The 25,483-nt window shown below is 47.7% G+C and carries 17 protein-coding genes and 1 other annotated feature; of the genes, 2 read left to right on the plus strand and 15 right to left on the minus strand.

Annotated features, from left to right (window positions below; translation table 11 throughout):
* Positions 1–742 precede the first annotated feature (742 nt).
* The 4 genes from K7397_RS01265 to K7397_RS01280 form a co-directional block, all read right to left on the minus strand.
* A complete protein-coding gene (locus K7397_RS01265) occupies positions 743–1,222 on the minus strand; it encodes a DinB family protein (RefSeq protein ID WP_223066132.1) in 480 nt (159 codons plus the stop codon).
* 138 nt (positions 1,223–1,360) lie between these two features.
* On the minus strand, positions 1,361–1,783 hold the full coding sequence (locus tag K7397_RS01270; protein ID WP_223066343.1) for a YjfA family protein: 423 nt from the start codon (positions 1,781–1,783) through the stop codon (positions 1,361–1,363).
* Between the two features lie 73 nt (positions 1,784–1,856).
* A complete protein-coding gene (locus K7397_RS01275) occupies positions 1,857–2,387 on the minus strand; it encodes a DUF2690 domain-containing protein (RefSeq protein WP_223066133.1) in 531 nt (176 codons plus the stop codon).
* A 20-nt stretch (positions 2,388–2,407) separates the two neighbouring features.
* Complete coding sequence (locus K7397_RS01280; protein WP_223066134.1) at positions 2,408–2,920, minus strand: DUF2690 domain-containing protein; 513 nt, start codon at positions 2,918–2,920, stop codon at positions 2,408–2,410.
* A gap of 337 nt (positions 2,921–3,257) precedes the next feature.
* Here K7397_RS01280 and K7397_RS01285 point away from each other — a divergent pair, with 337 nt between their 5' ends.
* Positions 3,258–4,076, plus strand: coding sequence for a serine/threonine protein kinase (locus K7397_RS01285; protein ID WP_223066135.1), 819 nt, complete (start codon positions 3,258–3,260; stop codon positions 4,074–4,076).
* A 444-nt stretch (positions 4,077–4,520) separates the two neighbouring features.
* Here K7397_RS01285 and K7397_RS01290 read toward each other — a convergent pair whose 3' ends face one another.
* The 9 genes from K7397_RS01290 to asd all read right to left on the minus strand — a co-directional run bounded on the left by K7397_RS01290 (position 4,521) and on the right by asd (position 20,972).
* A complete protein-coding gene (locus K7397_RS01290) occupies positions 4,521–6,905 on the minus strand; it encodes a polyprenyl synthetase family protein (protein ID WP_223066136.1) in 2,385 nt (794 codons plus the stop codon).
* Positions 6,906–7,161: 256 nt separating this feature from the next.
* Positions 7,162–7,710 (minus strand): CueP family metal-binding protein, encoded by a 549-nt coding sequence (locus K7397_RS01295; RefSeq protein ID WP_223066137.1) that lies wholly within the window; start codon positions 7,708–7,710, stop codon positions 7,162–7,164.
* Between the two features lie 262 nt (positions 7,711–7,972).
* Entirely contained in the window at positions 7,973–12,433 is a 4,461-nt protein-coding gene (locus K7397_RS01300) for an S-layer homology domain-containing protein (protein ID WP_223066138.1), read from the minus strand.
* A gap of 161 nt (positions 12,434–12,594) precedes the next feature.
* Complete coding sequence (locus K7397_RS01305) at positions 12,595–15,183, minus strand: winged helix-turn-helix domain-containing protein (RefSeq protein ID WP_237690587.1); 2,589 nt, start codon at positions 15,181–15,183, stop codon at positions 12,595–12,597.
* Positions 15,184–15,224: 41 nt separating this feature from the next.
* Complete coding sequence (locus K7397_RS01310) at positions 15,225–16,226, minus strand: copper amine oxidase N-terminal domain-containing protein (RefSeq protein ID WP_223066139.1); 1,002 nt, start codon at positions 16,224–16,226, stop codon at positions 15,225–15,227.
* Positions 16,227–16,393: 167 nt separating this feature from the next.
* On the minus strand, positions 16,394–16,924 hold the full coding sequence (locus K7397_RS01315; protein WP_223066140.1) for a hypothetical protein: 531 nt from the start codon (positions 16,922–16,924) through the stop codon (positions 16,394–16,396).
* A gap of 174 nt (positions 16,925–17,098) precedes the next feature.
* Positions 17,099–17,842 carry a class I SAM-dependent methyltransferase gene (locus K7397_RS01320; RefSeq protein WP_223066141.1) on the minus strand — a complete coding sequence of 248 codons (744 nt, stop codon included), beginning with the start codon at positions 17,840–17,842 and terminating at the stop codon, positions 17,099–17,101.
* A 282-nt stretch (positions 17,843–18,124) separates the two neighbouring features.
* A complete protein-coding gene (locus tag K7397_RS01325; protein WP_223066142.1) occupies positions 18,125–19,600 on the minus strand; it encodes a protein adenylyltransferase SelO in 1,476 nt (491 codons plus the stop codon).
* A gap of 286 nt (positions 19,601–19,886) precedes the next feature.
* Positions 19,887–20,972, minus strand: a complete 1,086-nt coding sequence (gene asd, locus K7397_RS01330) for an aspartate-semialdehyde dehydrogenase (RefSeq protein ID WP_223066143.1) — start codon at positions 20,970–20,972, stop codon at positions 19,887–19,889.
* Between the two features lie 127 nt (positions 20,973–21,099).
* Positions 21,100–21,361, minus strand: a binding site (T-box leader).
* A gap of 240 nt (positions 21,362–21,601) precedes the next feature.
* On the opposite strand from asd, the gene K7397_RS01335 reads away from it, so the two are divergent.
* Positions 21,602–23,944 (plus strand): GH32 C-terminal domain-containing protein, encoded by a 2,343-nt coding sequence (locus K7397_RS01335; protein WP_223066144.1) that lies wholly within the window; start codon positions 21,602–21,604, stop codon positions 23,942–23,944.
* A gap of 288 nt (positions 23,945–24,232) precedes the next feature.
* Here K7397_RS01335 and K7397_RS01340 read toward each other — a convergent pair whose 3' ends face one another.
* Together K7397_RS01340 and K7397_RS01345 are read right to left on the minus strand one after the other, a co-directional pair.
* Positions 24,233–24,808 (minus strand): TVP38/TMEM64 family protein, encoded by a 576-nt coding sequence (locus K7397_RS01340; RefSeq protein WP_223066145.1) that lies wholly within the window; start codon positions 24,806–24,808, stop codon positions 24,233–24,235.
* Between the two features lie 14 nt (positions 24,809–24,822).
* Positions 24,823–25,458, minus strand: coding sequence for an NAD(P)/FAD-dependent oxidoreductase (locus K7397_RS01345; RefSeq protein ID WP_223066146.1), 636 nt, complete (start codon positions 25,456–25,458; stop codon positions 24,823–24,825).
* Positions 25,459–25,483 lie beyond the last annotated feature (25 nt).

The raw sequence follows: 25,483 nt of genomic DNA on the forward strand, positions 1-25,483 counted from the left end.
TACTTTCGTCGATACGCTTCTACGCACAGATTTCGCCGTACGCAGGTATCCAAGCTACACGGGGGCTTGGCCCCTCCCGTGACCGGACTTTCACCGGCTAGAAGATGCGTGCCTCTGGGCACGCCAAACAAAAAAGCCGAGCTTTCGCTCGGGCCTTCGGTTCAGTGATTATTTACTCTTGCTTCGAGATCAAACAGTCTGACCTATAGATCGCGGATATCCTGCTTGAGTGCGTCGGTATCTTCGGAAGGACCGTACAGGCCGAATGTCTTTTGGTTACTCCTTCGTTTAGCTTTAGCTCAGCAACAGCCCAATCTATTTTCGAGTGAACACTATCGAGATGCTTATCGACTTTCGCTAACCCTTCTTTCATTTTTTCACGCATGGATCGAAGTTCTTCTATCAAAGCCGACCACTCCTTAAAGTAAGGAATAGTCGGCTTTTTCAGCAATCGAAGGGCTTAGCGTATATTTTCGTTAAAATGTTGGCGGCACCCCTACCATGCGAAAGCGGTTAGGTTCACCCAATGCACTAAATGTCGTGATTTCCATCATTCGGATGTTCCTTTGTGATTCATATTTTGTATTCCGAATATACCATAAGGGGAATATTCCTGTAAAGGCATATTAATTCCTTTACTTGTCTATATTTTCACTCCGAACCCAAACAAAACAGGCCCATTAACCTGGCCTGTTTTGTTTCTAATCCAAACGTATAAGTTCAAGTGTTGCGGGACCCGTAATTAACTACGTCCTGCTTCGCTGCTCAGCTGCCGCTTCAAAGCCTGAATCGCGCCTATATGCAGTCCTTCATGGAAAATAGTTCTGATAAGTACCTGCTCGGTGGTATGCATCCCCATTTCTGCTGGCGCAAATTCCTCCTCCATACGATCCTGATACTTCTCCTGAATGATGCGGGGCTGCTGTTGCAGCATCGGAATGAGCTGGGAAAATGTCGGTGTTTCATCAGTGAACCGGGAAGGGCTGGAACCATAACCAAACCACTCATTGAATGCCATAGGATTTGGCATCTCCTCTTTCGTGAGTGCCCGGATCCATAAGTATTGATCCACATAAACATGACCGAGATTCCACCGAATATTATTATTAAATCCTTTAGGTATAATCTCGGCCTCTTCCTCAGATACCCCTTCAACCATTTCAAGCAGCTCGCCCCGGTATGTACGTAATTGCTCAAACAAAACTTCATGCCTTCTTTTCATACAGGCACCTCCCATAATAAAAAACAACTTTAACCTGCCTGAGCTTCCTCATATGTTTCAAAGAAATCGCTTCCGTCAGAATCAAAAAGACAAAAAAATGCGCTGAATCACACAGCGCCTTAAGCACCCTTTTTAGAATTAATACCAAATGGTTGTCGCTATTATAGAGGCGTCACTATTGGCAATCAAATGTTTTCCCTGCGCTTGCGCTTTGCGAGGGTCTAAGTCATAAACCATCGGCGTGTAGCAAGATGTTTGTCCTATATTCACTACACCATTTCCGCCAGTGCTGCTGCATGTGAAGGCTTTGCCATCTGTGCTTCGTACGATTCTGGCATCCAATTCATTATTGTATATGGCCGGGCGAGTCAGCGTAACCTTGGCCCATGCCGTCTTACACGTAGTGCTGTATTTCAATTCTACATAGGAAACGGAATCAATCCATACTTTATCTTTCGTGACGGCACTACTGGCACAGCTGTTGTAGTAAGGACTCTTTCCATCATAATAATGAGTTTCTGCGAACACCTGTCTATTCGTTAATCCGAACACATCCAACATGATTGAAAAAGCTATTGCAAGGAGACCAATCCGCCAAAGATTTTTCTTCAAAACATTCACCCTTTCTTATGATTTAATAACGGGCAGTTTTTCCGTAGCCATTAGGATAGATAACACCTTCGGCATCAGCCGTATATCCCCAGGTGGGCGTTTCATCAAACACCATACCTGTATACGTGCTCGTTTGCCCTGTTTGAATCGGTCCATTTCCGCTGTTAGAGTCAACAGACTTTTGAAATACTCCATTTTTGTACTTATTTACAACAGCGTAAGCATAGATCCCTCCGTCAACAGCAGGTGCAGGACTATTCAACACAAGTTTAGCCCATGCTGCATGACATTGGTTACTGTATCTTAAATAGATCGTACCGACTCTTACCCCGTTCTTGTAAACCCCGGCAGATTTCGCATTAAAGGCATCAGAATCGCAGTTAGTGCTTCCCCCATAAACCTTGGTTGTTGTTGGATTCTTCCCATCATAATAATAGCTTAAATCAGAGATAGCGAATGCGTTTGCTTGAAAACTAAACAGAACTAAGACAGCTATTGCAAGCGTACCTACTATTTTTAGATGACGGCACTTACGTAATATTAAATTTCCCATCTTGAATCACTCCCATTGGATTAATAACGATTGGTAGTCGCACTCGCAGCAATGGCACCAGTTGAAGTATAAATGTATGCGCTGGCCGAAGCTTTATACGGATCCTTATCATATAATTGCCCCGTATAACAGGAGGTTTGACCATTCATGACTGCCCCGTTGCCGCCGTCACCTTTATAACAACTTGTAAATGCTCTTCGAGTAGTACCATAAAAACCATCAAGATAGACATTAGCATAATTATCATATGGAGCAGCAGAATAAAGCTTAATGTAGCCCCAAGCCGTATGACAATAAGCACTTCCTTTTAGCTGTACATATCCAATTTGCACACCGCTTTTATAGATATATTTGGTTTCATAGGTGATTAGACTTTTATACGCACAACCTGTCGCAATAGGATCTGTAAAATCATATGATAAGGCATATGCTTTTTCTGTTGGTCCAACCGTAAATAACAGATTTAAGAAAAAAGTAACTAATAGACCTACATACAATCCCTTGGAAATCTTCTTGCCTATCATTTTTTTCATTTACAATCCCTCCTGGGCTACAAAGAAACTAAACATGATCCTATCCATTGCAACGAAAACAACACTATGATTTGATATACTTCAAAAATATCACTCCCTTAAGTGTAATAATATTCCAGAAATACCATAAAGCAAGTCGTGATAATTGTCAATATTTTATTTAAAATTTAAATCGAATGCGCTCGCCAACGAATACCATCCACCGTGAAACACTCTGCTGCTTTGCTCGCACGAATAGACCCGTGAGAGGATCACAGTTCAGCGAATATGTTATAATGGGACCACGAAAAAAATTTAGCCCTTAAGACAATGCTTATGAATGAAGAGGTACAGCCATATGTATAAAAAATGGGAAAGATTTGTCCGTGCCTGGACGGACTATCCGCTGCAGGAAGGAACCCTTATCGGACAGAGGTACAGAGTTATAGCGCAGATCGGCGTCGGCAGTTATGGAATCACTTACTACTGTCTTGATGAACGGGAACAGCGGAAGGTTGCAGTGAAACAGGCCAAACCTAGTAAAAAGAGAATCGGCCAAATCCTGTTGGCGCGGGAAAGAGAAATTATTGCCAAATTGGATCATCCGTTCATCCCGACTTATCGTGATTATATTCAGGAAGGTCGTTCATTGTGGCTGGTTACGGATTATGTGAAGGGACAAACGCTTGAAGATATGATTTTTGGTGAGGGACGAATCTTCCGAGAGCGCGATACAGTGGAATGGACGCTTCAACTTATGGACCGGGTGCAGCACGTTCATCATAAAGGGTTCGTCCATTTGGATCTTCGTATTCCTAACATCGTTATTAGTGAGGGGAATCTCTATCTCATCGATTTCGGCTTGGCCCAACCTATTGGCGACGGCCCGCCAGTTAAGCAAATACTAAAACAAACAGTCACTCACAGCTTAACATCCCGAAAGCCTGCGAATATTCAATCGGATTTGTTCGATATCGGGCATCTGATGCTGTTCATGCTTTATTCCAGTTTCACCCCCGAATCCGGAGTTATGGAGCGGCACTGGTCGGAAGAACTGAAGCTCTCCAAGCAGCTTAGACTCATCCTTCGCAGACTTTTTGGAGAGGATGAGCCTTATCAACACTGCTCTGACTTTGTCGCTGATTTACATGGCAGCCTCGCTTGGCTCGAATCTTAGCAAGGATTAGCTTGAATGGCTGCCATTCCTGTTTTTATAAAATTTATGTCCCTTATGCCCTCCATGATGACGGTAGTCCGAGGAAGAACCCCTTTTGAACATCGGCCTCGAACTGCTGGAATGGCTGTAGGAACGCTCTCTATGATGGGAGCTATAGTACTCTGCCCTTCCCCTTCTACCCCGGTCACTGCTCGAATACCGGCGATGGCCATATTCGCTTTTGGATTCCTCAATGGAATGAATCACTTTTCTCAATAGTTTCTTAAACATTTAGTTTCCTCCTCTGTATTCAGAAATAAATCTGGTTGTTCTATTCTATTCTGTAATTACCCAATGAGGTTCCAACCTAACATGCCTCGCACGATTGCGGGCCAACAAGCTGAACCTCCAAAGCCCCTTAGATTTATCCCGTTTTAATGTTTCCGTTGCCTCGCACGTCGACACTTAACGGTCCCGGCTAACAATATAATCCAATATATGCTTAAGAAAAGCAGTATTGCGGGGCACCTCTTTCAAAGCTTCCATGGCAAGACAGTAGTGTTCCCACATTTCTTTTCTGGCCCCTTCTTGACCAAGGATGGTTACAAAAGTTGAGTTGTTGTTTTGGACATCGTTGTAGGTGGGTTTACCGAGTAAGTGCTGATCCCCTTCCAAATCAAGCAAATCATCCTTAATCTGAAAGGCAATGCCCGCATGATAGGCGAATTTCTTCAAAGCCTCGATTTCCGGCGCCTTAACCTGAGCAAGAATGGCCGGCATAACTAAAGAAGCTTCAAAGGCAATTCCGGTTTTGTAAAAGCACATCATATTCAGTTGTTCCAGTGTAAGTGCTTTTCCCTTGGATTGCAAATCCATCGCCTGTCCCATACACATATCTTCAGCCTTTTGGGCCGAATATTGCATCAGGGAAAGCACGATTTTCGGATCGAACTGGTCAAGCGATGCTTGTTCTTGGATCGCTTTCTGGATCAGAAACAGACCGGTTAGTTCCGCCGTGGCGCTATTATGGACCTGATGCAGTGTTGGACGCCCTCTTCGGGTAGAAGCATTATCCTGGGATGGCAGATCATCGAAGATCAGGGAAGCGGTATGCATATATTCCAATGATCTCAGAAGAGGCGCGATGGCCGATGGATCTAATCCATATTCGTTTACGCCCATGACCCAAGTCAATATAGGCCGAATTCGTTTCCCGTCCCCCTGGAGACTGTAATTTGCAGCATCAATCAGCGACGCTTTTACCTGAGGAATCCCGTTATTTTTGGGAATCTCCAACAGATGGTTGATCTGATCGCGGACAGTTTTGATCGTACTCTGAAAATTCTCCTTTTCCTTCCGATCGTTTTTCAAATTGGTATTTATCTGGTCCCGAAGCAGTTTATCGAAGAAATCAACATCCTCTGCTTTTCGAACCATATTTTGAACGAGACGATTGAATTCTGGAGTTCCGGAAGCAAATATCTCCATGATTTCGTTGTATTTTTCTGAACCTATGCGTTTTTCACAACGTTTTAGACCGTTGATTGCCCGATCCAGTATCACCTCACAGCTCTTGGCATCGGAGTGATATACGTTATGGATCAAATGCGAGATGACCGTCCAATATAATTCAAAGGGGTTTATAAGATCCAAGCGCTGATTATGATATTTTAAATAATAGGTATAGGGCGTTACCGTACCGTCTCTCATATCGTCGAACATATCCGCAAAATCATCGGCCAGCTGATTGTAAATCCCGTAATAAAATGTCCGTTGTTCAAAGCCATCATCCACGGGAGCACTAATTACGGAACGGACGATCAACCTGGAAGAAGAGGATTTTAAAATGATCGGTATATAAAGCTCTTCGTTGGTGTAGTTAGCGTTAGATAGATCCTTGATACGGTCCGTGTGCTGGGAATGAAAAAACACATAGGACTGCTCAAAAAATCTTGTCCGTGTTTCCGGCCGCTGAACACTCTTCATATATTCAAAAGCATCCCGGAGCTCTGCATGTACGAATTGAATGAGTTCCGTTTTATTCCCGGCCCACTCGCTAAGCTCCGGTACTTCTCCACTGAGGAGCACGTCACGTATGATACGGGAATATTGTTCTTTCTCTTCAGCGGTTAAGACCTGGGAATCGAGAAGATCGTCAATAAAAGGATAGGTCAGACCATAGGAATAACCAAGCCTGATGGCTTCATCAAGTCTCCGTACACGTTCCGAAGGCGATATTCCACCCTCCATCTCTTCTATCACATGCAGAACAACCCCGACAATAATCTTGATCAGTTTGCGCTCGGATTGCTCGGCATCCATTTCTTTCGGAAAATGGACGGAGAAATTCTTAAGTTTGTCTATCACCCAAATCGCGGCGGTTTCTATACCTTCTTTCTGAGCCCACCTATAGAATCCGGCTAAACTCAAAAATTCGGGGCGGGCTCCCTGGTTTATTGCGGTGGAATGAAGCAGGTGATTTTTGATGTCGGCAACTACTTGCTGAATTCGGGTCTGCGTGCCGGAAGAATCAAGGGCTTTGCCCAAATCCCTCATGTAAATATAGGAAACGCTTCGATCCAGGTAATCATCCAATTTGCCTGTATAATTCAGCCACCTTATATATTTATGATAATCTCGAGAATCAGGTTTTCTCTTTCCCCACGAAAAAAAGGGTAGCCACGAATGGCGATGGATATGATTCCGTTTCCACATTTGGATATCTTTAGTCAGGGTAGGCACATAAGTCTTCTCCATAACCTCCTCATAAAGTGATGCAAAATACTGAGCTGCCTTCTGCTCAGCCAGACGATACCATGTATCGGCATGACCTGTAAATTCCTCATTCATACGATTCTTTACCTCTACTTCTGTTTTTGTTAAACATGTATGCGTTAGGGGAGAAAAAATTTCTCCATCGACGGAAATTGATTAGAATTTATGCTTCAGCAAATTCGTCGGATCATGTTCATATCTTAATACGGGAAAGAATCATTTTGGTTACCAAATCGTTATGAGGATAATGGAGCCAGTATTGCCAGGACTGGAGTTTTTGTACAATACCTTGGGCTTTCCAAGTAAGCTAGTCCGAAACCAAAACGCCTGCTTAGGCGCTTTTATCAGTTAATTGCAAGGTCGTAATGCAAGTGTTGTCTCCTTCAAACGTGGAAAATTCGGACTCAGCCGTTTTTCCATTGTAAGTAATTGTTATGCGGTACTTTTTGTTGCGCGGCAGCCACAGATCGATAAATCCGTTAGCTTTGGATTTCATTGTTTGTTCCAGTATCGTGTTTCCTTTCATATCTTCAATGCTTAAGTCAAACTCTTTTTCCGCCAATTCTCCACGGCAACCTGTTAAGCTGTGGGTGGCGCATGGGTGCGATTTCTCAACATAGGGCGCGATCGAAACAAAAAACTCGTTTTGGGGTAAGTCATAGGTTTGCGAGTTTGAGTCGCCATCGGTCACGATGAGTTCGTGAGATGTGATGGAAGCCGACTGAGTTTTTATGCTGCCTGCACTGTAATCCTCCACCAATTGCTTAATGTCTTGTGCTCCTTTTTCCTTGGACGTATTTCTTTCTATGCTTCCTGCAAAAAAATAAGCCCCTAACGCAATGGCCACCAATCCAATAGAAGCCAAGATTTTTCTTCTCATCTCATATTCATCCCCTTGTCAATTTCAATATGTTCTTTTCCGTCGTCAAATCTTTTCAACTGGGAATAATGTAACTGATAAATGTGTGGATACTATGAAGTTGAAAGATTCTCTTTCTTCAATACTTCTATGTAGATCGTACTCCGTCAGAGGTGCTTTCATCCTTGATCATGAATGAAAAAAATCCCCCTTTAACAAACATCCAATCTGATCTGCATGTTTAGCGAAGGGGGATCCTATTGTTTTCTCTTAGCTTGCTTATTTATTTTCTCTGAGTGGCACGCCAGATCATCGTTACCGCTTCTGCTCGTGTAGCACGAGATTTCGGTTTCACCGTGTTGTCCGGATAACCGTTTATTAATCCATACTCTGCTGCAGCAGCGACAGCCTTCTGTGCCCATGCGGCAATGCTGTCCTGGTCGGCAAAGGTTAAATGGGATGGCGCATCGTCCAATTGCAAGGCATTAGCCGTCATGACCGCCATTTGCTCGCGCGTAATAGCGTCGTCGGGAGCAAAGGTATTCGGATCGTATCCTTGAACCATCCCGTACGAATACGCCGTGGAAATGGCTTGCTCCGCCCAATGACCAGCCGTATCGCTGAATGTCTTGCTTCCTTTATTGGTGAGGCCCAGCGCTCGAACCAGCATCGCAGCGAATTCTGCTCGGCTGATTGTAAGGTCGGGCTTGAAGCTGCCGTCCGGATAACCGTTCACAGCGCCTTTTGCTGCAAGACTCTCAATGTTCTTTTGCGCCCAGTGACCTTTTATGTCCATAAAATGAACGCCATTGTCCTCTTTCACTATGGGTCTCTCTATTATCGCAAATTTGGCGAAGCGGTCGGTAGTGCCGCTTACCGTGCCCTTACTCCAGTCTACAGCGGCGTTGTCCAGTTCGACCCATTCATTCGTATCTTCGTCAAATCGGCAGAGCCTGAGTTCATTGTTTTCTGCTTGGACGGAAGCCTTGTCAAATTGCAGGCTGATGGTTACGTCTTTGTCGAAGTTCCCTGCTAAATCTTTCTTAAACTCAATGACTTTGCTAACCAATCGTTCTCCTTCGGATAAAGGAAGGGCATCCGGGCGGGTGATTTCGGCAATGGTTAAATAAAACGGGCGGTTCAATGCTCTGGCAGGGATGGTGATTTGCCCCCCATCAAAAGCAATCGTTCTTCCCTCAATCCCCACCAGGAACGTGTTGTTCGGCAGCGGATTTTCACCTTTATCGCTTGAACCGTCTGATCCGTCTGCATCACCCGGCCGCTGGATGGTCAGACGGAAACGGCTGGAGGTCGCAGTGTTCTCATTGCCTGCCTGATCAAGGGCCCGAACGTGCAAATACCAGTCTCCGTCGGCTCCACTTTTTGTAAGCGTTGAACCGCTTGTAAATGGAATCCAGCCTCCAGCAGGCGCAGACGGATCGGTTGTCCATACATACTGCAGCGAGGAGGCGTCCGTGCTGCTTCCCTCATCAGTGACCGTCACCATTGGCGCTGCCGATGCAGTCTGTATTTCGCTACCATTCGGACGAAAAAGGATCACTGGCGGCGTAATGTCGAGCTTCACTGTGAGCTCCATAGAGAGTGTATTTCCCGCCTTGTCCGATGCCTGAAACAGGATCGTATGAATGCCTTCGTCCGATATGTCGATCGGGGTCCTGTTCCCGTAAGCTTGTGCAGCGCCTCCATTGAGCGTGTAGGTGAAATCGGCAAGCTCACTGACTCCCGTTTTTGCGTAGACGCTCACGGTAACGCTCTCATTTGTCCATTCGCCGCTCCCATAATCCCTTCCGTCCGCTTTCACGAGCGTCGGCGTGAGAGTTATTCCAGCCATGCTGATATTGACTGTACGGCTTTCAACCGATTCATTACCCGCTGCATCGACGGCCTTGAACGTGAGCCGATGAACGCCGTCATCACGCAGGACAATATCCGATAGATAAGGGCTCCACGTCGCTCCGCTATCAAGCGAATATGTGAGCGAAGTCACGCTGCTCTCATCTGTCGCTTCTACGCTCACACGGACACTCTGGTTGGTCCATTCACCATCAACATACGCATTTCCGTCCGCTTCGGTCATCGTAATCGCGATCGATGGCGGCGTTTTGTCCGAATGAGGGATCCATTCAACCATTCGATCCGTGAAGCTGAGCAGCGCATTGTTAGCCTGGTCGAAAATATTTCCGGATTGCATATCGTAAGACAGGAGCACTTGCCCGCCTTGTTCAAAAGTTTTGTCAATCGTAAAGACCAGGTCCTTCGTTCCTGTCCCGTCGACTCGGGTAACCGTTACGGCCTTCCCGTCTGCAATAATCGCGATCCCCCCGGCATTCGCCAGGCTGACTTCTTCATCGAATGTCACGATGATTTGGTCCGGATGCTCGCTTTCGATCTTCGCGCCCACGACAGTCGGCGGAGCTGCGTCCCATCCGAGGTTGGCTGCGATTCCTTGCAGGACGGGATAAGTTTTCCCTTCTTGCAAGACCCAGGTTTCGCCGAAATCCCAAACGGCACCGTAAGCAGCGCGCTGCTTCATTTCCGAAGTGGCTCGCGGTTCGCCTTTGCCGGAGTCGGATTGGCCGGCTGTTTCCTTGTTATAAAAGCTCGCGGATGGCGTGTCGAAATCCCGTCCTACCAGCCCTCCGACATCGCCGCTCCCCCTGACCCCGCCGACGGCATAAGTATTGTCGATCGTGCTGACATTCCGTCCTACAAGTCCGCCAACCTCGTAACGGCCGCGGACTGAACCGGTAGCGTACGCATTATTCACCATACCGGTCATCTCATTTTTCCCCATTAATCCGCCTACGAAATCCATACCGGTAATACTGCCGGCGGCGTAGGACTGGCTGACTTGGCTGCCAAAATCATTCAGCCCCACCAACCCGCCGATGTTGTAATAACTGCCGCCCACGCTGCCGGTTGCATAAGCGCTGCGCACTGTACCCGCATTAGAGCCGACCAGACCGCCGACGTTAGAGTTCCCGCTCACGCTGCCCGTGGCGTATACAGCTTCAGTGACACTGCCCGTACTGTTCCATCCGACCAGACCGCCAACACCGTTATTCCCATTGACACCGCTGCCCGAGCCGGAACTGCTGATTGTGCCGGAGTTGTACCCGACCAATCCTCCGGCGTTGTCTGTTCCGGTAACGCGTCCTGTCACATATGCATTTTCTATTCGTCCGCCCAGCCCGTTCTCTCCCGACAGCATGCCTGTCCGAGATCCGCCGGTAACGCTTCCGTCCTTCAAATGAAGATCGTGTACATCTCCGCCGGAAATATGGCTGAACATGCCGATATTGGCTCTATTGCTCCTGTTGATATAAAGCCCCGTAATCGTATGGCCCTGGCCGTCCAGTGTGCCCGAGAAGGATTCGCCTTCTAGGCCGCTCCCGATAGGCTCAAAGCCTAAACCGTCGCTTAGGCTTGTCGCCCACAGATCTGATCGGGCATCGTCATGGAGGTCGGCTCCTAAATCAATGTCCTGCGCCAGCGTATAATTCATCGTCAGATCCATTGCGATCAATTGCAGCTGATGCGCGTTACGGATGGTACTGGACCATTCCGACCGCAGGAAAGGACGAGTCGAACCATCTAACATATACCAGACATTCGCGAAATCAAAGCCGGAATAACTCGGTTGGCTTAGCGCCTGTGCAGTTGTGAGGCCGCTGCCGTCGTCACAAAAAACTCCATATACGTCGGCCCCGCACATCTTATCCTGTCCGGTCGTTTCCTTGTCCCAATAAATGTTTTCCGGATCCGCACCGCTATTAGTCCCGATAAACCCGCCGACGTAGCTCTTCCCGCTTACGGCGCCGGTGGCATAGGAGCTTGTGATCGGACCAAAGTCAACCGTCTGGCCGATGAGTCCGCCAACCGCCGCCTGTCCGCTTACGGCACCCGTGGCGTAAGTGTTGTACACGCTGCCGGCAAGCTTGATGCCGATCAACCCGCCCACATTTTGGTTGCCGCTAACGTGGCCGGTGGCGTAGGACTGGCTGATCTCTCCGGCTTCACTGTTCCCTGCCAGGCCACCGACGAAATCCTTACCGCTGACATCGCCTGTGGCGTAAGAGAACTCAATGCCTCCGTCGTTGCGTCCCACCAATCCTCCAACTTCGTTGCTTCCGCGGACATTACCGGTGGCGTGGGCGTTAATTATTTTGCCTTCGATGTAGTTATATCCTACCAGCCCAGCTGCATAGCCGTCACCGTTTATGCTCGCGGTGCTGTATGACCGCTCGACGGTGCCTTTGTTAAACCCGGCAAGACTTCCCGTGGCAAAGCCTCTGCCGGTGACTGATCCTCCCTCAAGGCCGACATTTCGGACCACGCCAGCTTCGCCGATCTGTCCGAACAGACCGATGCTATAGGAAACATCCGCAAGATGAATGGTCAAACCGCGGATGACATGTCCCTGACCGTCGAAGACGCCGGTGAACGCGCTGCCCCCGCCATTCGGACTAAAGCTGCCGATCGGCTCAAAGCCTCCGCCATTGTTCCAAGCCGCGGTTTCCGACGCGTCGATGTCCGCCCCGAGCTGATAATGCGCGTCCAGATCATTGCGGACGGCGTTCAATTGATCTAACGTCGTGATGATGTAGGGATTGCCGGCCGACCCGTCACCGGGCATGGCGGCATCCGAATCGGCGAAGGCTTGAAACGGAACAATACCTATCAATAGAAATAATGTCATTAAACTCGAGTGAGTACGTCTCATTTGTTCGCTTCCTCCTTTCGTTATTCATTTTGTCACCCCGAAAATTATATTAAATTTTGTAATATTGCGAATCTAACCCCGGTTATAGGTCCGGTTATAGAAAGTCTATATAACAAAAGCGACCCGCCAATTGGCGAGTCAGAGATATAAAGCTTACCGTTTTAAGCTTGCAATTCTTTGCCGCGTTTAATGGCTTCCACCCGGTTCCCTGCCTGCAGCTTGCTGTAAATGTGATTGATGTGCGTTTTCAAGGTTCCCATGCCGATGCCGAGGGTCTGGGCGATAGCCGGGTTGTCCATCCCTTCTTCCATATAGCGGAAAATCGTATATTCCCGTGGCGTCAGAAGCATCTCTAGTGCAGCTCTGCCTTGATGCGGCGTTTCGGCTGCTGCCCCGAAAGCAGACAAAATTTTACGCACAAAGACAAGCGAAGGCGCGTTTTTATCCCGAAGATTCCCCTTTTGGCGCTGCTCCACATACTCTGCGAGCAGCTTTGCAACCGGCTTGCCCTTGTCAACGAACACACGGATATAATCATCGGGTTTCGCGTATTTCAGCGCCTCTTCCAGTTTGAGGAGCGCTTGCTGCGGCTTGCCCGCAAGCTTCAGCATTACCGCTTGCAGCACTTGAATGTCCAAGGCGTCCATCGGACGATGGCCTCTTACCGCGACTCGCAGCAATCTTTCAGATAACGCCCAGGCCTCTTGGCCTTTCCCGGTTTCCATCAACACTCTAACGAGGAAGATATAGACGAATAGCTGATAAACGGATACCGGATCATCCGCCGAGACCTTGTACCGATCTTTCCATTCGACAGCCGCAGAGGGGTCCCCTAAATCCAGCCTCAGCGCGGCCATCTCCGCTTCGAGCAGGATGGGGGCCGCCTTGGCGCCATCCTCAAGCGCTCTCTGGCAGGCATCTTCCAGCCATTTCTTGGCCTGGGGAATGTCCTGCCTGGATTTGCTGATGCGCGACATGAACAGGCTAGCGGGAACGTAAACCTTCTCCGGCTGATAATGCGCCTGGCTTCGGCCTTGCAATCCCCGCTTCAAATAATGCTCCGCCTGCTCCAGCTCGCCCCGTTCATAGAGCAATTCTCCGTAGCAGACAAGAACCGAATCCTGCAGGCCAATGTGCTCCATGAATTCGATCATGCTCAAAAAGAAGGTATCCGAAAGGCCTCGGGGCAAATGCTTGCCGCGCTTGCCGTTGTATGATCTGTATATGGACGGAGACAGCGGCATTTGAGGAGAGGCGAATATCAGATCCGTTCCTTTCGGATTATACCGAAGCGAGAGCTGGATATATTCCAGTCCTTTCATCATATCCATGTCATATTGGGTCGCTTTAAAGTTCCTTACATAATACAGATAGCTCAAATAGCGATTCTTCTCTTCCGGACTCCAGTTGGCTGAAGATGCCGCATAATGCTGCTCGGCCAGCTTCAAATGCTGTTCCGCCAGATCAAGGTCTTGAGCCCATAATAAAGAATAGATGTACGAGAAATAGAGATAGGGATGCTGCATAAGCAGTTTCTCGGGGATAGCCGACAGCCAGACCTTCATCGTCGAGAATTCCCTGCGAATCATCATGCTTCTCATCTGTTCAAGCAACCGAATGGCTTCTGTATAACACGCTCCGGCCAAGTAGTAATCTACCGCCTCTTCAAGCAGTTCCTCCGATTCGCACCAAGCGGCAGCCGCTTGGAACAGCATATTCATCTTGGCGGGATCACGGCGTCTTAGCTGCTGCAGCAGAAACTCGCCGAACAGATGGTGAAATCGGTACCATTCCTTGTCCTCATCCAGCGGAGTGAGGAACAAGTTGAGTTTTGCCAGCTCCGCCAGCTTCTCTGCACCGTTCTTGCCGGCCACGGCTTTGCACAGAGGCCCGTTCATCCGCTGAAGAATGGAAACGTTCAACAGAAATTGCTGAGTCGGCTCGTCCAGCGATTCAAACACTTCCTCGAATAAAAATCGCTCGACAGCTGCATGACTGGAATGCACACGTTTAAAAGCTCCCGTCCACTCCTCATCGCGCAAAGACAACGAAATCAGCTTAAGTCCTGTCACCCAGCCCTCGGTTTTGAACAGGATTCGTTCAATCTGCTCCCTTTGCATCTCCTTCTTCTCAACGATGCGAAAGAAATCTTCCGTTTCGTGCAAATCAAAACACAACTGCTTGGCATGGATTTCATGGACCCAGTTCCGGCTGATCCATCTCGCCTTCAAGAATCCGCCAGTCGTTCGGCTGGAAAAGCAGATATGTACGGAAGGAGGCAAATACTCCAGAAAATAAGAGACGGACGCTATGATATCCGTATCATGAATTACATGCCAATCATCGAGCGCCAGGACAAGCGGCTCTTGCAAGCCGTTCAATTCGTTCAGCAAAGCGACGATAAACGGCTCGTATTGGCCGGGGGTCAGCGTAGCGGCAGCCGCATGGAGCGAATCGGACAAGCTGCCCAGCGCCTGCTCGATCGCCTTCGTGACATAATGCCAAAAACGGATTAAATCATTATCCTTGTTATCCAGCGCCAGCCATCCGACAGGTGTGTTTAGCTCTCTAACCCAATCGCTGACCAATGTCGTTTTACCGTATCCGGCAGGAGCCGTAATAAAAGTCGCCTTGCAGTCTAGTCCCTCATTCAATCGCTCAATAAGCCGGGGACGCGGCAAGGATGGATGTAGGGGCTTCGGTAGTTCTATTTTAGACAAAAGCAGAAGTTCGCTCATTCTTTCTCTCATGCATCATAAACCCCTTCTTTTCGAAAGCTTCACTCGGGAGATTAGTGACGGGAGAACGACTGAAGGACCCCATCTTTAAATAATAAATATTCGGATAATGTAGAAGTAATTTCATAGACCCACGTATCCGTCGACCCCGACGAGTAGTTATCCAAGTAATGCCTGCTATAGGGGCCCCAGGCTAAATAGACCATATTGCTGGTCATGCCAACGCTGATCTGATTATTCTCAATTTGCTGCCAATATTTTTGCGGGAAGTTATAGGTCTTGTAAGGACTTGTCATATAGAAAGTAAACGGAAAATTAGATTGATGCAAATGTCTGACTTTGTAGCTTTTATTCTTATGAGTAAAATAAACGGTCAGCCAATCCCCAATTAATTCATCGCGTTCTATCTTCGTAATCTTTACTTGCGCCATATTTTTAACGGATGAACTAAGAGTCCCGTCAAGTTCGGTTATGTAGACCGAGGTGTTATGTATCCAAGCGGTTTTTCCCAAGTATTTCTGATACGTTTCATAAGCGCTATTGACCTGGATGTATATCTTTTTCGTCTCGCTCGTCAACGTTACGGATCTTAAGAATTTGGATTGATCGTCCAATGTACCGTGAGCAACTGTAACCGTTACTTTAAAAGCATCTTTAATCACTTGCAAAGGTAACATAAGCTTGTCCTCAATCATTTGGGGTGGAACGTTATAAAAGGTTTTTGCTCCATTGATCCATACATATTTGGAATTCACTTTAGCGGCAACTGTCGTATGCCCAAGCCCGAGTTTTATGTCATCCGTTTTACTGTTGTATTGTATTTGGGCACCCAACTCTTTAAATAGGGCAGCTGCAGGCAGCATCGTATTGTTTTTGAGAACCACCCCTTTTTCCTTAAGCTCGACTATTGGTAATTCCGCTAAGGTTTTTACAGTATCTGTTTGATCATTACCTGGTACTTGCCCCTGATCCGCGGCAACTGCAGCCATGTCTACGCCCGTAAAAGCGGAAAACCATAAAACGACAACCCATAATAAAATACCAAACTTCTTCAATGGTTAGCCCCCATTTTACACTTTTTTGTTCATCATACCACTTCCTTTTTTCTAGTTTTGTCGAACTATGTCGCTGGCATGGAATTGCATCCATAAAGTAAAAAAACCGCGCCAAGCGCGGATCCCAATAATTATTTATTGTCCTCTTATTCGTTCCTAGTTCCGGTTCAAAGGTTTTCTGAAGTAAGCCTCGCTTTATTTTGTAAAGTATTTTGTAAAGTAGTAAGCGAATTCGCAATCTCGATTAATGTTGCCAGCGGTAATTTATTATGTTGTGTAAAATCTGAAATAACATAGATTACCCCGTTTTTGAAAAACAGCAGCCGGTTAATTTGATTTGGTAAATAAAATGCTTTAGTACCGTCTTTTAATTTTAGATCTGAATGCTTGTCCTTAAAGTCATTTGGTGGATATTCAAAAGCTTGTTGTGTTATAGCAATAAACTGGTTTGTATTATCATTAAGGAAACTGATTCTTAGTGATTTTATTACTTTATGGTAGGATGCACCGGCATGTGTAGGGCTAAAAGGTAAAAAATTCGGTATTACAGCTTTTTTGTTGGCTAGTCTTTCAAAAAGAATAGCACCGTCACTTATACTTAAGTCGTCACCAAGTGGCCTGTTTAATCGATCCATATCCTGTGGTCCCCATATGCTTATCGCCAAAGATAAGGCTAGGAACATTTTTGTAATAAACATTTTGTGTCTCCGATCTCGGGAATTTTCTGAATTATGGTTCTGACCTTAAATTAAGTATCTTCCAAATTCAAAAAAAACTATTCAAAAAAATAATTAAATCCCGTTCTCGGCTGACCAAGAATCGAAGAGGTTTCGCTACAATTCTTTCATCAGTTCTCCCCATTGAACAATCAATTATCTTGAGTGTCCTACCATAATCATGCGCGGTGATTCCCGTTCCTCATAACGGGACTCTTCGTAATCGCCGTAAACTTGGTCGACGATCAAGCCTGATTCTTCAAGCATATTTATCATCATGGATAGCGGGTACAGCTTAACGCGTTCCCGGTACTTTCTTGCCGGTGCGTTTCCTTCCTGGATGTCAATCTCTTTAAATACAAATCCGTGCTCTATCCTCCGGTTTTCGGTAATGATGATTCCGTCTATTTCCCGGGTTGAATGCGGCACGAGATATTTCCTTACGTATCCATCGTTAAGGAGGTCCATGACAAATCTGCCGTCCGGTTTTAGAGCTCTCTTCATTTGACCCAGTACCTTAATCTGCTCTTCGTCCTCTTCAAAATACCCAAATGATGTAAACAAGTTCGTGACTGCATCAAAATGTCCTGAGAAGATCACATCTTCAGGCAGTCTGCGCATATCACTTTGCACCCATGTAATTTTGCGACCTTTATCTGCGTTACGCCCTTCCCGCAGTAACACGGGGGAAAGATCCACGCCCGTCACACGGTATCCCGCCTTAGCCAAAGGAATGGCGTGCCTTCCCGCTCCGCAGCAGAGATCAAGAATTCGGCTGCCCACAGGCAGCTTTAACCAGCCGACCATACTTCTAACTTCGTCAGCAGCTCCCTGCCTGTCTCTGTGCTTGTAGACACGTATGTAATCTTCGCCAAAGGATCTCTCATACCAGTTGTCCATTCCTCCCACAACTCCCCCATTTGAAATAATAAAGTTCAGAAGTCCATAATTAATCGTAATTATTACTATTAAATACATGTATGACAATAGCTTATTTCGTTTGGACAGTCAATATTAAGGATGAATGAAGCTCATTAATTACAAAATAAAGCCGCTGCGGATCTGCCAGACAGAATTGAGGCTAATCCGGGAATCAGAGCAATGCAAAGAGACCCTTCATGAACATGAAGAGTCTCAGGCTTCGACGCGCTTATCATTATTCTATCTGGATTTCCCTTAATATCAGGTACCGCAATAGGTTCGGTATGGACAGGCCGTTGGCTCTGGCTGTCTGGAGTATTCAGCCTGTTCAGGAGAGTACTCGTAAGGGCGCGAAACAACATCGAGAAACCGCTCCATCACGCTGTAATCTCCTTGTTTCACCGCGGCCTCTAACGCCTCTTCTACCCGGTGGTTACGAGGGATCACGGCGGGATTGCTGCTTCGCATCAACTGATGCGAGGCGTCTGTTCCTTCCTGCTGCCTGCCTAGTCTGGCCTGCCAAAGCTCATGCCACTGAGCAAATTCCGTGGATCCAAACAGGGCCGTATCCTCCTTCTTATCAAAAGTTAAGGCAAGGAAGGTATTGGTATAGTCCGCGCGATGCTTATACATCAAACTGAGGAGGCCTTTAATAAGGGGTTCATCCTGCGGATCTTCATTAAAGATGCCCAGTTTTGCCCTCATGCCCGCGAGCCAATTACGGTGATATAGCTCGGTAAAATCTGAAATCGCATCCTCGGCAAGCTCGATAGCCTGCGCCTCGTCCGCATGCAGCAGCGGCAAGAGTGTTTCTGCAAATCTCGCGAGATTCCAAGCCGCAATTTGGGGCTGATTGCCATAGGCATAGCGGCCATGAATGTCAATGGAACTGAATACCGTTGCCGGGTCATAGACATCCATGAAGGCGCAGGGACCATAATCAATGGTCTCTCCGCTAAGGGTCATATTGTCTGTGTTCATCACCCCATGAATAAAGCCGACGAGCTGCCACTGTGCAATCAGCACGGCCTGACGCTTGATCACTTCCTGAAGCAGCGCAAGATAGCGGTTCCCATCAGCGGAGGCTTCCGGATAATGTCTCTGCAACGTGTAATCAGCCAGCGCCCGAAGGTCCTCTTCAGTGCCCCATTTTGCAGCGTATTGAAAGGTTCCGACGCGCAAATGACTGGCCGCTACACGGGTCAGCACGGCACCGGGCAGCTCGGTTTCGCGGATGATCGACTCGCCTGTCGTCACCACCGCCAGGCTGCGCGTAGTCGCAATACCAAGCGCGTGCATGGCTTCGCTGATGATGTATTCGCGCAGCATCGGACCAAGTGCCGCCCGGCCATCGCCTCTGCGGGAGTATGGCGTCCTGCCAGAACCCTTAAGCTGAATATCAACCCGCTCAACTTGGGGAGTAATCTGTTCGCCAATGAGCAGAGCCCGGCCGTCCCCTAACATGGTAAAATGCCCGAATTGATGCCCTGCATATGCTTGAGCAAGAGGCAAAGCGCCTTCGGGAATCCGGTTGCCAGCAAGCGCGGCTACGCCATCAGTGCTTTGAATCGCTTGAATGTCCAGCCCCAGGGATGTTGCCAAAGAATCATTAAGAATGATCAACTTTGGCGATTTTACTGGAGTTGGGGCTTGCCTTGTAAAAAATAATTCCGGCAGACGAGCATAACTGTTGTCGAAGTTCCATCCTGCTACAAATGTTGCTTTTTCCTCTGTCATGGTATCTCCATTTTTCATTATGATATTTTGCCCGTTAGTGTTTGCTTCTGCCCATTAATTATACACTCCATCGCCATAATGGCGTAACCATCCCCTAATGTATACTTGACTTTCGGCTTAACGGAGCAAGAAAGTGCGTTGCTCCTTCTTCTTAGCATCGTTCTGACAACTGGCAACACGAAATCTCCTTCAAAAGCTAGACAGTTAAACAAAGAAACCGGATGAAGATTTAAGCAAAAAAGGAGCCGCCTGAAGGCAGCTCCTGCATCAAAGTTCCCGCTGAATTTTACTTGGCCTGAATATACCCTTCCGCTTTAAGCAGTTCGGCAATCAGAACAGCACCGCCTGCTGCTCCGCGCAATGTATTGTGCGACAATCCTACAAATTTGTAGTCGTAAATGGAATCCTCACGCAATCGGCCGGCTGAAACGCCCATTCCGCCCTCAATGTCACGGTCCAGTTTCGTCTGCGGTCTGTTCTCTTCTTCAAAATAAGTGATGAACTGTTTTGGCGCGCTTGGCAGACCAAGCTCCTGCGGCCGTCCTTTGAATTGCAGCCAGCGATCCAGAATTTCTTCTTTCGAAGGTTTGTTCTCGAACGAGACAAATACGGTAGCCAAATGTCCATCCGTTACGGGTACGCGAATACACTGCGTTGTAATCAATGGAGCGCTGGCTTTGATAATTTCGCCATTTACAATGCTGCCCCATATGCGCAATGGCTCCTGCTCGCTTTTTTCTTCCTCGCCGCCGATATAAGGGATAACATTATCTAACATTTCAGGCCAATCGGTAAAGTTTTTCCCGGCGCCGGAAATCGCTTGATACGTCGAGGCAACCACTTTGGTTGGTTTGTAATCCAGCAATGCATGAAGGGCAGGCACATAGCTTTGAATAGAGCAATTGGGCTTAACGGCAATAAATCCGGTCTTGGTTCCAAGCCGCTTTCTCTGGGCAGCAATCACTTCAATATGCCCTGGATTAATTTCCGGAATGACCATCGGAACGTCAGGCGTCCAGCGGTGAGCCGAATTATTGGAAATAACGGGCGTACCTGTTTTGGCATATGCCTCTTCCAACGCTTGAATCTCATTCTTTTTCATATCAACGGCACAAAAAATAAAATCGACCTGACCGGCAACCTCCTCGACTTTCGAAGCATCCTGAACGACGATATTTTTGACATCTTCAGGAATTGGGCCAGATAACTTCCATCTTCCCTGCACAGATTCTTCATAAGTTTTGCCTGCCGATTTGCTGCTTGCTGCAATGGCCGTTACCTTAAACCAGGGATGCTGATCGAGCAGCTGAACAAAGCGCTGGCCAACCATCCCCGTTCCTCCAACAATACCGACTTTCAGTTTTTCAGTCATTCGTATTCAAATCCTTTCAATGGCTATTTTAAATTAGTTCTCGATAGTTTAATTTAGTGTACCGTATGCCGAATGTGTGCTGCTTTTTCCTATGCAAAAATAAAAATCCCACCCCCAAGACTTTAGTCTCAGGGACGAGATTGTATACTCGCGGTACCACCCCAAATTCACTAATATGTCGCCATATTAGCCTCTTTAAGTACGGCATTGCAGCGCAATGCTTATACTCTAGCTCTGTAACAGGAGCTCCTGTCACGCCATCCCCTTGTATAGGTTCCGATGTGCTGCTCTGAGACTTTCTTCAATAAATAATCCTTTACTCCTTTTCAGCTGCCGGAGCTCTCTGTCCAAAGAATCCAATTATTTACTCTTCTCTTCATCGCATTTAAACGTTGTGATTATAATATCAAATAACCATTGTGAGGTAAACAACATTTTTGTGAAAAAATATTACATTTGAAAAATAACTGTCCAACAGCTAGCCATTATCGTGTCCACGTTCCCCTCTACGCAATTTATGTTTCTTCTCACTTATATTAGTTAACACACTAAACTTTAATATTAATTTTACTTAAGTGGCTGACGATATACTCAAATATAACTTTTAGGATAGAGAAGGTGGTATTGTTTTGGGGAAAAAAGTTAAATCAGGCATTGTCATGATCATTTTCGTTGTCTTCATTCTGGCCAACTCTGTGCCAACTTTTTCGGCTTCGTTTCAACCATTGGGCAACGAGATCATCCATCAATGGAAATTCGATGAAGGAACGGGGCGGAACGTCTTCGACAGCGCGAAGGGGACGACCGGCATGCTTCAGTACGTGTTGTCATCCAGAGGGAAAAATCCCGAATGGCGGCCGGGCGTCAATAACGGGGCGCTGCTGTTCGACGGGTACTCGACGTGGCTGGACATCGCTCCGAATGAAGCGACCGTCCCGGGTGGTTCATTCAGCATCGAAACATGGATCGCCCCGCGCGCCTATGAATGGGGGGATCAAGGGTATTCTTCGGTGATCGTCAACCAGCACAATGAAACGGAAAAAAAGGGATATCTTCTTGGTCTTGGCCGTCATGGATATGTGACCTTCCAGATCGGTTTGAATGACGGCAACTGGTACGAGCTGTGGTCGCCCGCCGGGAAGATCGCCCCGAAAAACAAGTGGACGCATGTCGTTGCGGTGTTTGATCAGCCGATGAGCATCATGAGGCTTTACCTGGACGGAGACCTGGTCGCAACCAAACCCGTCCCCGTCAACAGCTGGTATGTTCCTGCGGCCGATCAGCCGCTTCGCATCGGCAAGCACAACCAGGCGACAGCCGTTACGGGCCCCTTTCAGGCCAATATGTTCAACGGATTAATCGATGACCTTACGATATACAATCAAGTCGTATTCGAACCTGATATGGAAATGGAGATGGAGCGCGTTCGGCAAGCGCACGGCGGTCAATTGCCGTCGCCGGATTTGCGTTTTAACCGGACGATCTACGATGGAGATCCTTATCGGCCGCAGTATCATTTCACGGCGCCCAACCATTGGATGAACGAGCCTCATGCGCCGTTTTATTACAATGGAAAATATCATCTGTTTTATCAGTTCAACCCGTTCGGACCTTTCTGGCATCAAATCCATTGGGGGCACGCGGTTAGCGGCGACATGATGCACTGGGAGGATGCGCCGATCGCGCTAGCCCCGTCGGAAGAGATGGCGGCCCGCGACGGAGTGTGGTCAGGCAGCGCCAGTTTCGACAGCAATGGTAATCCCGTTCTTTTTTATACGGCAGGACATGATGACTGGACTCCAAACCAAATGACGGGAATCGCCCGCCCATCCGATTTGACCGATGTAAACTTGCAAAATTGGAATATGAAAGCAGAGCCCGTCACAATCCAAGCCGCGGGACTTCAAACATCCAAAGGTCCCGTCATGTTCGGACAGTTCCGCGATCCGTTCGTATGGAAAGAGGGAAATACGTGGTACCAACTTGTCGGTTCAGGCGTCGAAGGAGTCGGAGGAACAGCGCTTCTGTATACTTCGAGCGATATGGAAAACTGGACGTACCAGAAGGAGCTGTTCGTTGGCGATAAATCGATTTATCCCAAGACGGGTGATGTCTGGGAAATGCCGTCCCTCACTCCGGTGACCAACCCGGCAACGGGCGAAACGAAGCATCTTTTCATGATCTGCCCGTATTTCACTTCGCCAAGCCCGTACGCGGCGAGATATACCTTTTATTGGATCGGGCACTGGGATGCCGGTTCGCTGACGTTCACGCCGGACCATGCCGAACCGAGAATATTCGATTACGGCGAGCATTTGACGGGCGCTCAAGCATTCATCGCCCCGAACAATCGGACGATTGTCACCGATATCATTCAAGACCGGCGTTCCGAACAAGAAAAATTCGACTCCGGCTGGGCTCATGGCGCGGGACTGCCGCTGCAGCTATTTTTGAAAGACAGTGCGACCCTTGGGGTTCGACCGGTTGACGAAACGCAGAACGCTCGCGAAAGCCTCCTGGTCGATCTGCAAAACGTAACGACGCAGGAAGCCAACAATGCGTTGTCTTCCGTTCAAAGCGACTTGCTTGAAATCGAGGTGACCCTCGATGTGAGCGGGACAAGGCACTCGGGCGTCAAAGTGTTGAAGGCTCCGGATGTGGCGGAAGAAACCTTCATCCTCTACAACAACGACACGCAGACGATCAATGTCGACCGCGGCCGTTCGAGCCTGCACCCGTCAATTGAAAAAGGAGTTCAGGGCGGTCCGCTGGCCCTTCAAAACAACAAAATCAATCTTCGGATCTTTGTCGACAAATCGATGCTTGAAGTGTTCGCGGGCGAAACGAAGAGCATCTCGGTGCGCGTGTTCCCGATGCTCGCCGAATCGAAAGGCGTGGAGATTTACGGAATTGACGGGCTCCCTCATGTCGATTCGCTGCGGGTATGGCAAATGAAACGTACCGTAGACTGAGACAGTGCAAAAAATATAATGAGTTAGGCGGCCTTGGTCCTGAATTCCATGGGACTGAGGCCGTTTAGTTTTGCCTGCAATTGAACGGGCATATTTCTTCCTTTTTTCTGCGGATCACCGATTGGATTCCTTTTAGTTTCATAAGGCGTTGTACTCGTGCTCTATATTGTAATTTAGGCATGAAAAAGCTCCCCTCTCAGCAGCAGGTTTCATTATTTGGCCTGTCTACCTTAAGGGGAGCATATCATTAGCGGGACAGCCTTTTGTACATTTTATTTGAGGGTCTCTTCATTCATCGCTTGACCCAACCCTCTTGCGAAACAAACAGTAAATTAAGCTAAGAAGCACCAATGATATCAACAGGCGCATAAAGTTGTCTTTCACATAAAACAGGTCGTGTCCAACCAGCGTCTCAATGGCTACAGAAGGAGCTTTTCCAATCAAAGACGCCAGCAGAAAATCCAGAAAGGCAATATTCGTAGCCGCAGCCGCGAAGGTAATGATCCCTGACGGGAGAAATGGAGTAAGCCGAGCCATGATTAACATATAAAATTTTCGTGTTCGATTCGCTCCATTTAAACGCCTTACCCATCTCCACGTATCGTTCTTCTTTGCGCTAAGCCTCTGGATGCCCTGGCGATACAGCCAAAATGAAATCCCTGCGCCTATCGCCTCACCCGTTAATGAGATCGCGAAACCCGGTACAAGTCCAAACACAATGGCATTGGCGCCGGACAAGAACACGGAAGGAATGACGCCAAGAACGCTGATCACAATATTAAGCATCAGGCTGGCAATAATAGCCCATCCTCCCATGTTCCTTAACCATTCCGCAAACTGTTCCGCCTGAAACCAATCATCCATGTGCCCAGCACCTCTCAAATTATTCTTGCTGAGCTCCGGGCGACCTGCCGTAATTTTTCAGCCGTCTCCCGTTCAATAAATTTCGCAAACTTTTCTTTTTTCTTCCCATTGCTTTGGTAATGGCGGATCAGCCCTACAACTACCTTGATAAGATCGGCCGCAGAAACATCGGTCATGAATAGCAATCCAATCGTCGGTTTTAATGTCTTCGCTTCGCCACCGATGTAAATATGAAAGCGGTCCTTCATTTTTACAACGCCGATGTCTTTAAGAAGCGGCTCTCCAGTTGCGAGTCCGCAACCGGAGTAACCAATCTTGAGTGGACTTGGAGTTTCGTAGCCGGCAATCGCTTGATCGAGCTCCTTAGCAACCTGCATGCCGGCATCTTCCGCGCCCCTGCAGAAATTACAGGTGATCAAGCTTTTGGTGTAAAATCCTGCAGGGTGAATTTCAAGACCCGCTTCACGTAACTTCCCCTGAGCTTCTTGAACCCGATCTTCCTGCATTTCCACATAGAGCTGTTTAAATGTAGTCATTTCGATCTTGGCGTCTTCTCCGACAATTGAGCCAAGCACCGCCAGCTGCTCGGGTTTGAAAAGCGTTCCGCCTACCTCAAATCCAGGCGTAACTGCAAATTTCGCTGTCCCCATCGTTATCTTCCTCTCCCTTGATTTT

Source organism: Paenibacillus caui (assembly GCF_019904135.1).
Lineage (GTDB): Bacteria > Bacillota > Bacilli > Paenibacillales > Paenibacillaceae > Fontibacillus > Fontibacillus caui.

Coding starts and splice junctions, on each gene's coding strand:
- K7397_RS01300 (WP_223066138.1), bottom strand. CDS start 12,433: ATGAGACGTACTCACTCGAGTTTAATGACATTATTTCTATTGATAGGT.
- K7397_RS01280 (WP_223066134.1), bottom strand. CDS start 2,920: ATGAAAAAAATGATAGGCAAGAAGATTTCCAAGGGATTGTATGTAGGT.
- K7397_RS01325 (WP_223066142.1), bottom strand. CDS start 19,600: ATGACAGAGGAAAAAGCAACATTTGTAGCAGGATGGAACTTCGACAAC.
- K7397_RS01320 (WP_223066141.1), bottom strand. CDS start 17,842: ATGGACAACTGGTATGAGAGATCCTTTGGCGAAGATTACATACGTGTC.
- K7397_RS01275 (WP_223066133.1), bottom strand. CDS start 2,387: ATGGGAAATTTAATATTACGTAAGTGCCGTCATCTAAAAATAGTAGGT.
- K7397_RS01340 (WP_223066145.1), bottom strand. CDS start 24,808: ATGGATGATTGGTTTCAGGCGGAACAGTTTGCGGAATGGTTAAGGAAC.
- K7397_RS01265 (WP_223066132.1), bottom strand. CDS start 1,222: ATGAAAAGAAGGCATGAAGTTTTGTTTGAGCAATTACGTACATACCGG.
- K7397_RS01345 (WP_223066146.1), bottom strand. CDS start 25,458: ATGGGGACAGCGAAATTTGCAGTTACGCCTGGATTTGAGGTAGGCGGA.
- K7397_RS01315 (WP_223066140.1), bottom strand. CDS start 16,924: ATGTTTATTACAAAAATGTTCCTAGCCTTATCTTTGGCGATAAGCATA.
- K7397_RS01305 (WP_237690587.1), bottom strand. CDS start 15,183: ATGAGAGAAAGAATGAGCGAACTTCTGCTTTTGTCTAAAATAGAACTA.
- K7397_RS01270 (WP_223066343.1), bottom strand. CDS start 1,783: ATGTTGGATGTGTTCGGATTAACGAATAGACAGGTGTTCGCAGAAACT.
- K7397_RS01295 (WP_223066137.1), bottom strand. CDS start 7,710: ATGAGAAGAAAAATCTTGGCTTCTATTGGATTGGTGGCCATTGCGTTA.
- K7397_RS01290 (WP_223066136.1), bottom strand. CDS start 6,905: ATGAATGAGGAATTTACAGGTCATGCCGATACATGGTATCGTCTGGCT.
- K7397_RS01285 (WP_223066135.1), top strand. CDS start 3,258: ATGTATAAAAAATGGGAAAGATTTGTCCGTGCCTGGACGGACTATCCG.
- asd (WP_223066143.1), bottom strand. CDS start 20,972: ATGACTGAAAAACTGAAAGTCGGTATTGTTGGAGGAACGGGGATGGTT.